The sequence below is a fragment of the Streptomyces sp. NBC_01255 genome, assembly GCF_036226445.1.
GTDB lineage: Bacteria > Actinomycetota > Actinomycetes > Streptomycetales > Streptomycetaceae > Streptomyces.
The window spans coordinates 1191919-1205384 of the sequence record NZ_CP108474.1; the positions used below are offsets into that span (position 1 = coordinate 1191919).

Below are 13466 nucleotides of genomic sequence, written 5' to 3' on the forward strand. Positions count from 1 at the left end.
CATGGCCCGCACGCTCGACACGACCATCGAGGCCAAGGCCTCGCGTCGCCTCCCGGAGCCTCCCCGCCCGGGGCGCCGATTCCGCCAGACGGCCGGCCGCCAGCACCACGCCGGACCCCTGACCTACGTCCTGCTGGCCGTGGCCGCCGTGGTCTCGCTCTTCCCGCTGTACTGGAACCTGGTCGCCGCCTCCCACAGCGGCGAGCGCGTGGTCCAGGCCCCGGCACCGCTGCTGCCAGGACCCCGCCTCCTGGACAACCTCAGCTTCGCCTGGAACCAGGTCCACATGGGCGAGGCGCTGGTCAACACCACGGTGGTCGCCGGTCTGGTGGCCGCGTCCACCGTCGTCTTCTCCACGCTCGCCGGCTTCGCCTTCGCCAAGCTGCCGTTCCGGGGGCGCGGCATGCTGCTCTCGCTCGTGGTCGCCACGATGACGATCCCGCCGCAGCTCAGCGTCATCCCGCTGTACCAGATCATCACCGACCTCGGCTGGTTCGACCAGCTCCAGTCGGTCGTCCTGCCCTCGCTCGTCGCCGCCTTCGGCGTGTTCTTCATGCGCCAGTTCCTCGTCGAGGCCCTGCCCATCGAGCTCGTGGAGGCGGCCCGGATGGACGGGGCGCACAGCCTGCGGGTGATCTGGCACGTGGTCTTCCCGGTGGCCCGGCCCGCGATGGCCGTGCTCGGCATGCTCGTCTTCGTCCAGGCGTGGAACGACTTCTTCTGGCCGTTCATCGCCCTCACCCAGGACGGCAACCCCACCCTCCAGGTGGCCCTCGCCGGCCTGGGAGCGGGAAACCACACAGTGGACCACGCCGTCGTCCTGACGGGCGCCCTCATATCCACCGTGCCGTTGCTGCTCGTCTTCGCCTTCCTCGGCAAGCACATCGTGGGCGGCATCACGGCCGGCGCCGTCAAGAGCTGAGCGGTTCAAAGAGCCGAGCCGCCGCGCCCGCTTCGCCCCGCACTCACCGAACGTACCGACCCCGTACCCGCGTTGGGAGCCCTCTCCTATGACCGCGTCCGAAACCCGGCCGCTCACCGCCACCCGCTCGTTCCCGTCCGACTTCCTCTGGGGCGCCGCCACGGCCGCGTACCAGATCGAAGGGGCGGCAGCGGAGGACGGCCGCACACCGTCCATCTGGGACACCTTCTCGCACACTCCCGGCAAGGTCTTCGAGGGCCACACCGGTGACGTGGCCGTCGACCACTACCACCGGTTCCGCGAGGACGTCGGCATCATGTCCGAACTGGGCCTGAACGCCTACCGGTTCTCCGTCTCCTGGTCCCGCGTCCAGCCCACCGGACGGGGTCCCGCCGTCCAGAAGGGCCTGGACTTCTACCGGGCGCTCGTCGACGAGCTGCTCGCCGCCGGGATCGCACCGGCCCTGACGCTCTACCACTGGGACCTGCCCCAGGAGTTGGAGGACGCCGGGGGCTGGCCGGAGCGGGCGACCGCCGAGCGGTTCGCCGAGTACGCCGGGATCGTCGCCGACGCCCTCGGCGACCGGGTCACCCGGTGGACCACGCTCAACGAACCCTGGTGCAGCGCCTTCCTGGGGTACGGCTCCGGGGTCCACGCCCCCGGCCGCACCGACCCGGTCGACTCCCTGCGGGCCGCCCACCACCTCAACCTGGGGCACGGCCTCGCCGTCCAGGCCCTGCGGTCCGCGCTCCCGGCCGACCGGCAGATCGCGGTCTCCCTCAACCTCCACGAGGTGCGCCCCCTGACGGAATCCGTCGAGGACCGGGACGCGGCCCGCCGTATCGACGCCGTCGGCAACCGGATCTGGCTGGGGCCGATGCTGGACGGCGCCTATCCCGAGGACCTGCTCGCCGACACCGCGCACCTCACCGACTGGTCCTTCGTCCGGGACGGCGACACGGCCGCGGCGCACCAGCCGCTGGACCTCCTGGCGATCAACTACTACACGCCGACGCTGGTTTCGCACGTACCGGAGGGTGCGGAGAAGCCGCAGGACGACGGTCACGGCAACAGCGAGCACTCGCCGTGGCCGGGCGCGGACTCCGTCGCCTTCCACCGCGCGCCGGGCGAGCGGACGGCGATGGGCTGGCCGGTAGACGCGAGCGCGCTGTACGACCTGCTGAGCCGGGTCTCCGCCGCGTACCCGGACCTTCCGCTGGTGATCAGTGAGAACGGCGCCGCGTACGAGGACGAGGTCGACGAGGACGGCGCGGTGCACGACCCGGAGCGCGCCGCCTACGTGCACGCGCACCTGGAGGCCGTGCACCGCGCGCTCGCGGACGGGGTGGACGTGCGCGGCTACTTCCTCTGGTCGCTGCTCGACAACTTCGAGTGGGCGTACGGCTACGCGAAGCGGTTCGGCGCGGTCCGCGTCGACTACGACACGCTGGAGCGCACCCCGAAGTCCAGCGCCCGCTGGTACGGCCGGGTGGCCCGGTCGGGCGAACTGCACGCCCCGTACAGCGACTGAGACGGGAGCACGGGCGGGCCGTACCGGATCACCGGTACGGCCCGCCCGGCCGTTCGCCGCCTGCGTCGGCTACCTCTGCGGCATGTCCTTGACGAACACGATTCCGTCGCTGTCCGCCAAGTGGGCCGGGTCGAAGGGGGCGTAGCCGAACCAGGGGGATTCGCGCGGTGCGGGCCGCTCGTCGCCGAGGGCGGCCGCCAGGCGCGGGGCGTCGATGACGCAGCGGTCCTCGGGGAGCGCGTACAGGAGGCCTTCGAGGGTGTCCGGCGGGGGTGTGTCGACTCCCTGGTGCCGGATGGTGCCGAGGGCCGTGGCCACGAAGGCGTATTCCTCTCCGAGCCGGTCGCTCACCAGCGCACCGGCACCCCACCACTCCAGGCGCTTCCCTCCCATGCGGACCGAGCTCTTCTTCCGCTGGAGATGGGTGTTGTGGGCGTGGACGAACACCGGGCCCCGGGCGGCGACGGCGAGGAGGTTGTCCGCCATTATCTGGTCCCGCAGGCCCGCCAGCCGGCTCCAGCGGGCCGGTGAGGCGTCGGCGATCCAGTGGTGGTAGCGCAGCAGGCCGACGGCGGTGCGCCCGTGGAGGCACGCCCGGTCCCACTCCTCCGACGAGGATGCCGCGCTGAGATGGGGTCGCTGCGCGTCCAGAAGCGCCGTCAGATCGTCGGCGAGCAGCCGGAGTTCACGGGCCTCGGCGGACTGCCCCACGGATCGGGCCGGGTCCATCATCGCGGCGGGATCGGTCCACCGGTCGTCGGTGCCGAGCAGCCGGTCGAGCGTGTCCGCGGTACAGGGGAACAGGTCCGCGTCGAGCCGGGCCGCGAGATGGGCGTGGAGCGCAGTGAGGGCCTGTCGGGGGCTCGCGGCGGCGGCGATCTCCAGTGGCCCGTCGAAACCGGCGAAGCGGAGGTGCTCGGACGCGGGCCGGCCGTCGTTGTGGGCGCGCATCCAGCGCACGAGCTCGCGGTTGGCCGCGGACGCGCCCCAGCCGTGGCTGAATCCGTGCTCCATGACCTCGTCGAGGGTGCCCGTGCCCGAGGTCACGTAGTCGTCCACGAGCAGACCCGCCAGGCAGTCGCTCTCGATCGCGATCGTCCGGTAGCCCTCCTGCTCGACGAGCTGCCGGAAGAGTTCGTTGCGCAGGTCGAGGAGGGCGTCCTCGCCGTGGGTGGGCTCGCCCAGGGCGAGCATCCGGGGCCGGGTCGGGAGCAGCCGCATGACGGCGGCGGCCTCGACGGCATGGGCGGTGTCCTTGATGTCTGTCGCCATGCCTTCAACGCTATCGTTGAAGCACCGGTGAAGACTTTTCCTCGATATCGTCGGGTTCATGGGGAGAAACCTTCAAAGCCGGGAGCGGCTGAGGCCGGTCGACCTGGCGCGCGGGCACGGTCTGTCCACGCAGGCGGTCAGGAACTACGAGGAGGCCGGGATCCTTCCGGCCGCCGCTCGCACACCTCACGGCTACCGCACCTACACCGCGCTGCACGCGGGGGCCCTCCGCGCGTTCCTCGCCCTGGTGCCCGGCCACGGCCACCGGACGGCGGCGGCGATCATGCGGGCCGTGAACGAGGGCGCGGTCGACGAGGGGTTCCGTCTCATCGACGAGAGCCACGCCCAGCTCCTCGACGACCGACGGACCCTTCAGGCCGTGGAACGTGCCCTCCGCGACCTGGAGCCCGGCCCGGCGCCCGATCCCGGCACCGCGCCCGAGCCCCAGCCCGGCACCGCGCCCGAGGCCGGCGGCACGTTCATCGGGCCGCTGGCGGGGAAGCTCGGCATCCGGCCCGCGACGCTGCGTACGTGGGAGCGCGCCGGGCTGCTGCACCCGCGCCGCGACCCGCTGACCGGCTACCGCGTCTACGACGAGGCGGACGTACGGGACGCGCGTCTTGCCCACCAGCTCAGACGGGGCGGTTACCTCCTGGAGCAGATCGCCCCGGTGATCGCGCAGGTACGGGCGGCCGGCGGGCCGGGGCCGCTGGAGGCCGCGCTGGGCGACTGGCAGGGCCGGCTGTCCGCCCGCGGGCGGGCGATGCTGACCGGGGCGGCGGAGCTGGAGGCGTACCTCCGCGCGCGGGGATGAGACGTCGGTCGTGTCGCGGTGGTGTCGACGATTCGTCACGCGCGGGCCGGTGTGTGGTCCCTGGCGCGTCACTCTCCGTACCTATGCTGTGCGTTCATGAATGACGGACGATCGACCGCGCCTCGGTCCCGGCGCCCCGGACGCGTCGCTTACGGCTCGGCGGCGCTCGCCGCCGTTCTCGTGCTGGCCTCTCCCTCCGCCCTCTTCGCCGAGCCGGTGGAACATCCCGCGGGGAAGGCGGCGGCCCCGGCGGCGCCGACCGTGATCGCCCATCGGGGTGCCTCCTCCGCCGCCCCCGAGAACACCCTGGTCTCCGACGAGGTCGCCCGGCGGGGCGGCGCGAAGTGGATCGAGAACGACGTCCAGCCCAGCAGCGACGGCGTGCCGTACGTCCTGCACGACGCCACCGTCGACCGGACGACCGACGGCACGGGCCGGATCCGCTCCCTCACCGCCGCCCGGCTCGACGAGCTGGACGCCGGCTCGTGGTTCGCCCCCGCCTACGCCGGGGCCCGGATCCCGACCCTGGCCGCCCAGCTGGCGGACCTGCGCGAGCGCGGCGGCTACCTCCTCCTGGAGATCAAGGGCCGCCACAGCCACGCCGAGGTGGCCCGGATCGTCCAGGACGTCCGGGAGCAGTCCATGAGCAGCCGGGTCTTCGTGCAGAGCTTCGACATCCCGACGCTCGAACTCACCCGCGAGCTCGCACCCGAGCTGCCGCTCGGGCTGCTGCGCTCCACTCTCGACGCGGATCCGGTCGGCCTCGCCGAGGACCTGGGCCTCACGGCGTACAACGTCTCGGACACCGCGCTCGCCACCCGCCCCCAGGTCGTCCGTGACCTGCACGACGCGGGCGTGGCCGTGAACGTCTGGACGGTCGACAAGCCCGCCCGCTGGAAGGTGCTGGCCGCCCTCGGTGTGGACGGGATCATCACCAACCGGCCGGCGGAACTCACCGGATGGCTCGCCGCGAGGACCCCTACGGGGTGACCTTCATGTCGTCGACGAAGGCCCTCACCACGATCGCGTTGGTGGAGACGACGGTCCCGGGCTTGATCAGCCCGCCGTCGCCTCCCGCGCCCTCGACCTGGACCGTGCGTTCCCCCAGGAAGGTGAAGGTCTTGCTGTCGAAGATCCACTCGGTGCGCTGGCCGCCGGTCTCGTCGAGTCGCGCGATCGCGACGCCCTTGCGGCCGATGGCATCGGTCGCGCTGTCCACCATGACCACACCGGGGATCTTCGCGGCGGCCCGGTAGAGCGCGGCGCTGAGCCGGGGCGACGGCCAGCTCTCGATGAGCAGGTCACCGATGGTGGTGAAGGCCTGCTGGTCGGGGCCGTTGCCCTGGCCCTCGGTCTCCTCGTAGATCTTCCGCAGCAGCGCGTCGGGGTCGGTGGGGAGCGCGGCGAGGTAGTCGTGCGAGGGCGCGCCGAGGTGCGGCTTCGGGACGTTGCCCTGCTCGTCGAGACCCGACAGGGTGATGCCCTCGGGGCCGGTGCCGCCGTCGATCAGCCAGCCGTCGCGGCCGTCGGGGGAACGCCAGGACTGCCGGGTCTGCAGGGGGTCGCTGACGAGGCTGCGCACGTCGCCGTCGGTCCTGACGTGCGTGTTCGCGCCCCGGGTCTCGATGTAGACGTACTGGCCGGCGCGGCCCTGCGGGGCGTTCGCCTCGGCCGCGGCGAGGGAGATGCGGTCCAGGAGCTGGGGAGCTCCCTTCGCGTCGACGGCACCGATCCGGGTGGTGAGGGCGGGGCCGGTGGCGCGGTCGTCCCGGGTGCCGGACGGGTCTCCCGGCGTGAGGACGAGGACGCCGACGGCGAGGGCGCCGGCGAGCGCGGTCGCGGCGGGCAGGAGGAACACCTTCCGGAGGAAGGGGTTGCGCTTGCCCGGGGCGCTCGCGGTGGCGGTCGCGGTGGCGAGGCGGTCGTCGTGGATCTGGCTCATCAGGTGCTCCTTGTGGAACTGGTGACGGCCCGGAGGAAGCTCGCGCTCCTCGATCACCGGAAGGTCACCGGCCTCGTGCCGGGGTGCCGTGTCGGGCTGGGTCGGGTCGAGGTTCATCGGGTTCCCTCCTGTGCGGGCCGGACCGCGTTCATGCGATCACCTGTTGTCTGTCGGATGCGGGGAGCGGGTTCCCGGATTTCCCGAACTTCTCGAACTTCTCGAACTGCCCGGATCTCCCGGGCGAGTTCTTCCTCGGCTCCCGTACGGAGCTTGGCGCGGGCGCGCGAGAGCCGGGAGCGGACGGTGCCGACCGGGACGCCGAGGGCGGCGGCGACCTCGGTGTAGGCGAGGCCTTCCCAGAGACAGAGGACGAGGACCTCGCGTTCGGTGCGGCGGAGCGTGCCGAGCGCCCGCAGGGTGGCCGCGATGCGGCGCCGGTCGTCGAGCCGGCCCGCCACCTCGGAGGCGTGGTCGGGCATCGCGGCGTCGGCGGCGCCGGCCGCGGCGTACGCGGAGGCCGCCCGGCGGTAGCGCCGGTTGCCCCGGCAGTGGTTGCGGGCGACGTTGGTGGCGACGCCCAGGAGCCAGGGCCGGAGCGATCCCCCTTCGGGGTCGACCTTCTGGCGCAGCCGCCAGGCCTCCAGGTAGGTCGCCGCCATCACGTCCTCGGCGACCGACCAGTCGCCGGTCAGCCGGAAGGCGTGGTTGTAGACGCTCCGGGCGTGGGAGTCGAAGAGTTCGGCGAAGGCCGAGGGGTCCCCGGCCCGGATCCGTGCGCGCGTGTCGGTGTTCACGACTGTCGTCTGTCCGGCTCACGGGACGGGTTCCCGTGAGCCGGGTCACATTCGATGCGTGGTCCGGTCGCGCAGTTCCGCGAGGAGGTCGGGGTTGACGACGTTCAGGATCGTCGCGATGCGCTCGGCGTCGACGTCAGCCCACAGGATGTCCCGCGCGCCGCGGTACTTGGCGGCGAGCCGCTCGCGCCGCTCGGGAGGCAGCTCCGCGGCGCGGTCCGGGCGGCTGTTGTGCGCGTTGTCGGCGATCTTGACGAGGGTCGCGTCGTGGTCCTCGGCGATGAGGTGGAGCTTTGCCTCGTAGGACAGGTCCGGCCGGTTGGTGACGGCTTCGACGACGGCGACGACCCGGCCGGGGACGCCGGCGGCCCTGAGCCGCTCGGCGGTCCACGGGGTGTCCTCGATGATGTCGTGCAGGAGCCCGGCCATCACCAGCTCCTCGCCGAAGGGTTCGAGTCCCGCGGCGACGGCCCGGACGTGTTCGACGTACGGCACGCCGATCAGGTCGACCTGCCCGGCGTGTGCCTGCGCGACGAGTGCGTCGACCTCCGCGAGCGTGCTCATCGCTCGCCCATGAACAGCTTCGGGAGCTGCAGGGTGCGGTTCTGGTCGCCCGGGCGTGCCTGGGGGCCGTTGGCCCACTCCATGCTGACCACGGGGGCCTTGCCGCTGCCCGCGTCGACGACGGCTCCCGCGAACCGCTCGCCGGAGGTCGTGGTCGCCCGCAGCTTGTCGGCCGTGCGGGCGGCGCCCTGGGGTGAGGTGGTCAGCGCGCAGAGCCGCTCGCGTGACGTGCCGTCGGCCTGGGCGGTGGCCCCGATGGCGTACAGGATGACGTCCGGCGACCGGCTCTTCTGCTCCTCGCCGTAGAAGGTCGCGTAGTACGTGCTGTCGCCGACGCAGTGGGCTACGGCCTGGTAGGAGGGGTCGTCCGCGACCGATGCCTTCGGCGCGGCGAGCGCGGGCGGGGGCGTGTCCGGCGACAGGGACAGGGAGCGTACGGTCGCCGAGACGGCGACCTGGTCGCCGTTCCGGCCCTTCAGGAGCGCGCCGTCGTCGTTGGCGCTCTCGGCGAACCCGAGTCTCTGCAGGCCGTCGGTGACGGCGTTCACGTCGAAGCGGCCGGTGAGGCGCCAGCGGTCGGAGCCGATCTGGAGCGAGGTGTCGACGTCGTTCTCGTCGAAGCCGTGCGTCTCCTTGAGGGGGCTGTTCTCGTAGCCCGCCTGCGCCAGCTCGGGGATTCCGTACGTGGCGAGACCGCCGTACAGCTCCTTGTCCTGCTCCACCAGCCGTCGGGTCGCGGTCACGTCCGTGTAGGTGAGGATCTGGCCCGCGTCCTGCTCGGGCGCGGTGCCGAGCGCGGCGGTGAGCCCGACGGCCGACCCGCCGGCCGCGTCCTCGGAGTCGCCGCCGCAGGCGGCTGCTCCGGCGCCCAGGACGCCGACGAGCGCCGTCGCGGCGAACCCTCGCAGGACTCTTCGCCCGTTCCCCGTCATTCACAGCCTCCGATGTCGGCTCCAGCGATCCGGGTGGTAAGGATCGCCACAGCAGGGTAGTGGGTCCGCCGGACGGCCCGTCCGGGGGCCGTCCGGCGGTACGAGGGAAGGGAAACGGCGTGCGGGAACACGGTGCGGAGCAGCGGGCCTTGTCGGCGGCGGAGCTGTTCGACGATCTGGGGATCGACTACGAGCGGGCCTTCGCTCACCTTCCGGCACAGCTGGAGGCGGTCGGGTGGCTCACCGGCCGACTGGGCGCGGGGGCCCGCGTCCTGGACGTCGGCAGCGGCACCGGCCGGCCGGTCGCCGATCTGCTGGCCCGGGCCGGCTGCGACGTCACGGGGATCGACGTGTCCCGGACGATGGTCGAGCTGGCCCGCGACCAGGTGCCGGGAGCCCGGTTCGAGCAGTGCGGCGTCAACGACTTCGAGGCGCCCGAGGGCAGCTTCGACGCCGTGTGCGCGTTCTTTCCGCTGCTCGTGATGGAGCGGTCGGAGGTGTCCGCCGCGCTGAAGCGGATGGCCGGCTGGCTGGCCCCCGGCGGCTACCTCGTGTCGGCGACCGTCCCGGCGGACGTCGAGGACGTGGAGATCGTCTGGATGGGACGCCGGGTCAGGGTCTCCAGTTTCTCGGCCGAGGAGTACGTGCGCCAGATCCGCGAGGAGTGCGGCCTCGACGTCCTCCACCACGCCGTCTCCGTCTTCCAGCCGGACGACGAGCAGGCGGGCCCGGAGGAGCACGTCTTCTGCTACGCCCGCCGGGCGAAGGAACTGCCCGGCGGGTGATCCCGGTTCCGGCGCGCGGCGCCGGAACCGGGGGGATGTCACTCGTCCCAGGGCGGCTCGAAGTCGTCCATGTCGGCGGGCGGCTCGTCCAGGTCGAAGGGCGGCCCGTCGTCGTACGGCGTCTGACGGGCGGCCGCCGCCCGAGGCGCCGGGGCGGGGGCGGCGGCGGTGACAGCAGAGCTCGCGGGGGCGGTCGCGGCCGCCGGGGCGGGGGCCCCGCATTCCGCCAGGGTGGCGAGGACGCCCTCGGCGTACTTGGTGAGCTTGGCCTCGCCGACTCCGCCGACGGTGCCCAGCTCCGCGACCGTGGTGGGGAACAGGGTCGCGATCTCGCGCAGCGTCGCGTCGTGGAAGACGACGTACGCCGGGACGCCCTGCTCGCGGGCCGTCGCCGCCCGCCAGGCGCGCAGGGCCTCGAAGACCGGCACGGCGGCGGCCGGCAGGTCCACCGGCACGCGGGCGCCCTTGCCGGAGCGCGCCCCGGACTCCTTGCGGGCGGGACCGGCGGGTGCCTTCTCCTTCCGCATCGGGACGGTGCGCCGGCCGCCCAGCACCTCGCCGCTGTTCTCCGTCAGGACGAGCGTGCCGTAGTCGCCCTCCACCGTCAGCAGGCCCTGTGCGAGGAGCTGCCGGACGACGCCGCGCCACTCCGCGGTCCCCAGCTCCGACCCGACGCCGAACACCGAGAGGCCGTCGTGGTCGAACTGGATGACCTTGGCCGTCTTCTTGCCCTGCAGGATGTCGATGATCTGCCCCGCGCCGAACTTCTGGCGCCGCTCCTTGGCCAGCCGCCACACCGTGGACAGCAGCTTCTGCGCCGCGACCGTCCCGTCCCAGGACTCGGCCGGGGTCAGGCAGGTGTCGCAGTTGCCGCACGGCTCGCCCTTCTGCCCGAAGTAGGCGAGGAGCCGTACGCGGCGGCAGTCGACCGTCTCGCAGAGCGCGAGCATGGCGTCCAGGTGCATGCCCAGGGACCTGCGGTGTGCCTCGTCGCCCTCGGAGCCGTCGATGAGCTTGCGCTGCTGGACGACGTCCTGGAGGCCGTACGCCAGCCAGGCCGTGGCCGGCTCGCCGTCACGGCCGGCGCGGCCGGTCTCCTGGTAGTAGCCCTCGACCGACTTCGGCAGGTCGAGGTGGGCCACGAAGCGCACGTCCGGCTTGTCGATGCCCATGCCGAAGGCGATCGTCGCGACCACCACGACCCCGTCCTCGCGGAGGAAGCGGGACTGGTTCGCGGCACGCGCGCGGGCGTCCATGCCCGCGTGGTACGGCACGGCGTCGATGCCCTGCTCCACGAGGGCCGCCGCGGTCTTCTCCACCGACGCCCGGGAGAGGCAGTAGACGACGCCGGCGTCCCCGTCGTGCTCGGTCCTGATCAGTTCGAGGAGCTGCTTGACCGGGTTGTTCTTCGGCACGATGCGGTACTGGATGTTCGGCCGGTCGAAGCCGGCGACGAAGTGCCGGGCGTCCTCCAGTCCCAGGCGCGCCGCGATCTCGGCGTGGGTGGCCTCGGTGGCCGTCGCGGTCAGCGCGATCCGCGGCACCTTGGGCCAGCGCTCGTGGAGCATCGAGAGCGCCAGGTAGTCGGGCCGGAAGTCGTGACCCCACTGGGCGACGCAGTGTGCCTCGTCGATCGCGAAGAGCGACACCGTGCCCCGGTCGAGCAGCCGCTGCGTGCCCTCGGTCCGCAGCCGCTCGGGGGCCAGGTAGAGCAGGTCCAGCTCGTCCGCGAGGAACGCCTGCTCGACGGCCTGCCGCTCGTACGTGTCCTGCGTCGAGTTCAGGAATCCGGCCCGCACACCGAGGGCCCTGAGCGCGTCCACCTGGTCCTGCATCAGCGCGATGAGCGGCGAGATCACGACGCCCGTGCCGTCTCTGACCAGCGCCGGGATCTGGTAGCAGAGCGACTTTCCGCCGCCGGTCGGCATCAGGACGAGCGCGTCGCCGCCGCCGACGACCTGCTCGATGATCTCCTGCTGCACCCCGCGGAAGGAGCTGTAGCCGAAGACGCGGTGGAGCACCTCTGAGGCGTCGGAGAGCTGGGCGGATTCGTCGGAAAGGACCATTCGTGAAGCCTAGCGGCCGCCGCCGACACCCTGGGACCGTCCGCCGGAACCTGTGGACAACCACCCTCGGCGCCGGTCTCGCGGGCGGGCGATTCGACGGCGCCGTCCATCCGGCCGTAACCCCTCGGTCACCCCTGCCTGCGAGGCTCACGCCCGAACGAAAGTTGTCTGTACAACTTGGAGACCTTCATGGTGTCACTCGCCTCCGCCTCCCCCCTGTGGCTGCGCGACAACTGCCCCTGCGGGGATTGCCGCGACCCCCGCAACGGCCAGAAGCTGTTCCAGATCACCGAGCTCCCCGACGCACTCGTCGTGGACGCCGTCCACGACGCCCGCACCCCCGACGGCGCCCCCGCACGCGAGGTCGTCTGGGCCCCCGACGGACACCGGTCCGTCTATCCCGAGACCTGGCTGGGCGACCACCTCCCCGGCTCCGCCGCCCCCGGCGACGGCCGCACCGAGGACGACAAGGAGCTGTGGGCCGCGAGCCGCTTCGACGGCGGGCTCCCCGAGGCCGACTGGGACGCCTACCGCGCCGACCCGGCCGTCCGGGCCGCCGCCCTCGACTCCGTCCTGCGCCTCGGCTTCGTCCTGCTGCGCGGGGTCCCCGGCCACGACCGCCGGGTCCTCGACGTGGCGCGGACCTTCGGATACGTCCGCGAGACGAACTACGGCGAGCTCTTCGAGGTACGGGTCGAGGCCGACCCCAACAACCTCGCCTTCACGGGCGCCCGCATCACCCCGCACACCGACAACCCCTACCGCGATCCCGTCCCCACCCTCCAGTTGCTCCACTGCCTCGTCAACGCCGCCCAGGGCGGCGACTCGGGCCTCGTCGACGGCTTCCACGCGGCGGCCGTGCTGCGCGCCGAGGCACCGGAGGCGTACGAGATCCTCACCCGCGTCCCCGTCCCCTTCGCGTTCGCCGACGAGCGCACCGAGCTCCGTGCCCACCGCCCGCTGATCGGCACCGACCCGGCCGGCCGGATCCGTGAGATCCGCTTCAACAACCGTTCCATCGGTACGCTGCGGCTGCCCGCCGACCTCCTCGACGCCTTCTACGCCGCCTACCGGCGCTTCGGCGAGCTGCTGCTCCGCCCCGAGCTCCAGCTGGACTTCCGGCTCGCGCCCGGTGACTGCCTGATCTTCGACAACACCCGGCTGCTGCACGCCCGGACGGCCTTCGCCGAGTCCGGCGCCCGTCACCTCCAGGGCGCCTACGCCGACATCGACGGCCTCGCGTCGACCCTCGCCGTCCTGCGCCGGCAGGAGAGCACCCGGTGAACCCGCTCGACACCCTCGCCGGGCTCTTCACGGGCGAAGGCAGCGCCGAGTACCTCGGCGAGGCCGTGACCCAGGCCGAGCACATGCTCCAGGCCGCCGCCCTCGCCGAGGCCGCGGGCGCCGCGCCGCATCTGGTCGCCGCCGCGCTCCTGCACGACGTCGGTCACTTCCAGGGCGCGGTCACCGGTCGCGACCTGATGGAGAACGGCACCGACAACCGGCACAGCCACACCGGAGCCGACTGGCTCGGCCAGTGGTTCGGGCCGGAGGTCACCGAGCCCGTACGCCTGCACGTCGCCGCCAAGCGGTACCTGTGCGCCGTCGAGCCCGGCTACCTCGACCTGCTCTCCGAGGCGTCCGTCCACACCCTGGCCGTGCAGGGCGGGCCGATGACCGAGGAGCAGGCCCGCGCCTTCGAGGCGCACCCGGGGGCCGCCGACGCCGTCGCCGTACGCCGCTGGGACGAGCAGGCGAAGGACCCGGACATGGACACGCCCGGGTTCACGCACTTCAGGCCCCTGCTGGCCGGGCTGCTCACCCCGTAGCCGATCAGTGCGCAA

13 protein-coding genes are annotated in these 13466 nt (G+C 72.7%); 7 read left to right on the forward strand and 6 right to left on the reverse strand.

The window, feature by feature from the left end; genetic code table 11:
• Position 1: 1 nt before the first annotated feature.
• Positions 2-922 (forward strand): carbohydrate ABC transporter permease, encoded by a 921-nt coding sequence (locus OG357_RS04995; protein WP_329619969.1) that lies wholly within the window; start codon positions 2-4, stop codon positions 920-922.
• A gap of 88 nt (positions 923-1010) precedes the next feature.
• Positions 1011-2453, forward strand: a complete 1443-nt coding sequence (locus OG357_RS05000) for a GH1 family beta-glucosidase (RefSeq protein ID WP_329619970.1) — start codon at positions 1011-1013, stop codon at positions 2451-2453.
• A gap of 69 nt (positions 2454-2522) precedes the next feature.
• Here OG357_RS05000 and OG357_RS05005 read toward each other — a convergent pair whose 3' ends face one another.
• The gene (locus OG357_RS05005; RefSeq protein WP_329619971.1) at positions 2523-3725 is read right to left on the reverse strand and encodes an erythromycin esterase family protein; all 1203 of its coding nucleotides are present in this window, start codon (positions 3723-3725) and stop codon (positions 2523-2525) included.
• Between the two features lie 58 nt (positions 3726-3783).
• On the opposite strand from OG357_RS05005, the gene OG357_RS05010 reads away from it, so the two are divergent.
• Together OG357_RS05010 and OG357_RS05015 are read left to right on the forward strand one after the other, a co-directional pair.
• Positions 3784-4539: a TioE family transcriptional regulator gene (locus OG357_RS05010; RefSeq protein ID WP_329619972.1), complete on the forward strand. Its 756-nt coding sequence runs from the start codon at positions 3784-3786 to the stop codon at positions 4537-4539.
• Between the two features lie 96 nt (positions 4540-4635).
• On the forward strand, positions 4636-5529 hold the full coding sequence (locus OG357_RS05015) for a glycerophosphodiester phosphodiesterase (RefSeq protein ID WP_329619973.1): 894 nt from the start codon (positions 4636-4638) through the stop codon (positions 5527-5529).
• Here OG357_RS05015 and OG357_RS05020 read toward each other — a convergent pair.
• Genes OG357_RS05020 through OG357_RS05035 form a run of 4 tightly spaced genes read right to left on the reverse strand, consistent with a single transcriptional unit; the run spans position 5519 to position 8771 of the window.
• The gene (locus OG357_RS05020; RefSeq protein ID WP_329619974.1) at positions 5519-6598 is read right to left on the reverse strand and encodes a CU044_5270 family protein; all 1080 of its coding nucleotides are present in this window, start codon (positions 6596-6598) and stop codon (positions 5519-5521) included. The two genes, OG357_RS05015 and OG357_RS05020, sit on opposite strands and share 11 nt — an antisense overlap.
• Positions 6595-7275, reverse strand: a complete 681-nt coding sequence (locus tag OG357_RS05025) for an RNA polymerase sigma factor (protein ID WP_329619975.1) — start codon at positions 7273-7275, stop codon at positions 6595-6597. Before OG357_RS05025 ends, OG357_RS05020 begins: the two co-directional genes overlap by 4 nt.
• A gap of 45 nt (positions 7276-7320) precedes the next feature.
• Positions 7321-7839, reverse strand: coding sequence for an HD domain-containing protein (locus tag OG357_RS05030; protein ID WP_329619976.1), 519 nt, complete (start codon positions 7837-7839; stop codon positions 7321-7323).
• Entirely contained in the window at positions 7836-8771 is a 936-nt protein-coding gene (locus OG357_RS05035) for a hypothetical protein (RefSeq protein WP_329619977.1), read from the reverse strand. Before OG357_RS05035 ends, OG357_RS05030 begins: the two co-directional genes overlap by 4 nt.
• Before the next feature lie 119 nt (positions 8772-8890).
• On the opposite strand from OG357_RS05035, the gene OG357_RS05040 reads away from it, so the two are divergent.
• Positions 8891-9556, forward strand: a complete 666-nt coding sequence (locus OG357_RS05040; protein ID WP_329619978.1) for a class I SAM-dependent methyltransferase — start codon at positions 8891-8893, stop codon at positions 9554-9556.
• A gap of 38 nt (positions 9557-9594) precedes the next feature.
• On the opposite strand, the gene recQ is transcribed toward OG357_RS05040, so the two are convergent.
• Positions 9595-11622, reverse strand: coding sequence for a DNA helicase RecQ (gene recQ, locus OG357_RS05045; protein ID WP_329619979.1), 2028 nt, complete (start codon positions 11620-11622; stop codon positions 9595-9597).
• Between the two features lie 189 nt (positions 11623-11811).
• Here recQ and tmpA point away from each other — a divergent pair, with 189 nt between their 5' ends.
• Together tmpA and OG357_RS05055 are read left to right on the forward strand one after the other, a co-directional pair.
• Complete coding sequence (gene tmpA, locus OG357_RS05050; protein ID WP_329619980.1) at positions 11812-12906, forward strand: 2-trimethylaminoethylphosphonate dioxygenase; 1095 nt, start codon at positions 11812-11814, stop codon at positions 12904-12906.
• Entirely contained in the window at positions 12903-13451 is a 549-nt protein-coding gene (locus OG357_RS05055; RefSeq protein ID WP_329619981.1) for a phosphonate degradation HD-domain oxygenase, read from the forward strand. Before tmpA ends, OG357_RS05055 begins: the two co-directional genes overlap by 4 nt.
• The last annotated feature ends 15 nt before the right edge of the window (positions 13452-13466 follow it).